The 1,909-nt window shown below is 64.3% G+C and carries 2 protein-coding genes; one reads left to right on the top strand and one right to left on the bottom strand.

Annotated features, from left to right (window positions below):
• Positions 1-60: 60 nt before the first annotated feature.
• Positions 61-1,020 (bottom strand): sugar-binding transcriptional regulator, encoded by a 960-nt coding sequence (locus tag EN914_RS33765; RefSeq protein WP_013528410.1) that lies wholly within the window; start codon positions 1,018-1,020, stop codon positions 61-63.
• A 259-nt stretch (positions 1,021-1,279) separates the two neighbouring features.
• On the opposite strand from EN914_RS33765, the gene EN914_RS33760 reads away from it, so the two are divergent.
• On the top strand, positions 1,280-1,909 hold a 630-nt coding region (locus tag EN914_RS33760), incomplete at its 3' end, for an HAD family phosphatase (protein ID WP_164779114.1).

The following is a 1,909-nucleotide window of genomic DNA, read 5'->3' as shown; positions in this document are numbered from 1 at the left end:
ACCCTTTCGGGCGGCACAGCTAGCGCGGTTGGTTTTATCGCAAATCAGTTGTGCTTCCGGTCAGATGCTGGCGAGCAGCGCGGCGGCGGTCCGTTCATCGGTGATGAGGCCGTTGATCAGCCGCCGGTTCGCGGCCGCCAGGATGCCCGGCAGCTTTCGTTCTCCCATCGCCAGTGCGATGACCAGCGATTTCTCGCGTGACGGCAGCGACGCCGACGACACCCGGTCGTTGGTGATGCCCTCGATCATGCGGCCTTCCCTATCGAACACCCAGCCGACGATCTCGGCGATGCCGCCGGCCTTCTGCAGCGCCTTCAATTCGCTCTCCGAAATGAAGCCGTCCTCGTAGAGCGGCGCCTTGGGGCCGAGGTCGCCGATGCCGATGAAGGTGACGTCGGCCTCAGCGGCAAGCGCAAGCGTCGGCTGGATCATCGGCTGGTTGAGCAGCATCTCGCGCTCCTCCGGCGACGAGGCGATGACCGGCAGCGGCATCGGGAAGGAGCGTGCCTTGACCCTGTCGGCCATGGTGAAGATGACATTGTAGAAGGCGGCCGAGCCGTCCGGCGAGATGTTGCCGGTCAACGACACCACCTTGTGCTGCGGGCATTCCATCGGCGGCAGCTGCTCGATCGCCGCCTTCAGCGTGCGCCCGGTGCCGATCGCCATGACGATCGGCGTCGGTGAACGCAACCGTCGCTCGATCTCGGCGGCAGCCGCCTCGGCGATGCCGATCGTGGTCGAGGACGAGTTGGGATCGCTCGGCACCACTTCGACCAGATCGAGCGCAAAGCGCGATCTCAGCCGTGCCGCCAGATCGAGGCAGTTGGCGATCGGATGGTCGACGCGAACCTTGATCAAGCCCTCCGACACCGCCAGCGATACCAGCCGCTGCGCCGTTTGCCGCGAGATGCCAAGCGTCGAAGCGATCTGGTCCTGTGTGTTGCCGGCAACATAATAAAGCCAGCCGGCGCGTGCCGCATCGTCCAGCCTGTTGCTGCCACCATCCTGCCGGCTATTCAAAGTCCTGCCTCCCGAGACCGCCGGTCATGAGAGCGGCCCATGCCCACTTTCGCAGGGAACGGCCTGCTGCGCAATTGTCAAATCTCGGGGGCAATTGCTTGCTGTCCCTCGGCGTAGGCACGGCCCAGTTTCTCGTCTCCCCACGATGTCTGTCTCGCCAAGAGACTTGGCTGCGGTCCCGGCAGGCGGCACGTTCTTGCGCTCCGAAGGTTTATCTCCCGGCTCAAACCCTTTAAGGGATGGCAAAAAGGAGCCTCGCATGACGCCGAAAGCGGTTTTCTGGGACATGGACGGCACGCTGGTCGACAGCGAACCGCTGCACGAAGCTGCCCTGGTGGCGACGATGCGCAATGTCGGCCTTGTCCCGCCGGACGATCTGCATGAGCGCGTGCTCGGCGTCGCCGCCTGGCCGGTCTACGAGATGATGCGCGACGAGTTCGGCCTGAACCTGCCTTTCGACGACTGGATCTTGCGCAAATACGAACACTACCTGCCGCTGGTGGAGAGCTTGAAGCCGCGCCCCGGCGCGATCGAGATCTTCAACGAGCTGCGTGCAAGAGGCATCCAGCAGGCCGTGGTCTCGAATTCGGACCGGATGATCGTCGACGCCAATTTGAGCATGATCGGCCTGATCTACCCCGGCATGAAGACGATCAGCCGCAACGACGTGCGCGAAGGCAAGCCGCATGCCGAGCCATTCCTGCGCGCCGCGTATCTGGCCGATGTCGACCCCGCGCAGGCGGTGGCGATCGACGATAGCTGGCCGGGCGCCATGGCAGGGCTGGCGGCGGGAATGAAGACGATTTTCTGGCCGGAAAAGCCGATGGAAGGCCCGCCCGGCGCCGTCGTCATCAACAGCGCCGAGGAATTGGGGAAAGAGCTGGGGCTC

Source organism: Mesorhizobium sp. M7A.F.Ca.CA.001.08.2.1 (assembly GCF_003998455.1).
GTDB lineage: Bacteria > Pseudomonadota > Alphaproteobacteria > Rhizobiales > Rhizobiaceae > Mesorhizobium > Mesorhizobium ciceri.
Note: the sequence above shows the minus strand (reverse complement) of the source record. Positions and strands in the feature narration are given on the sequence as shown.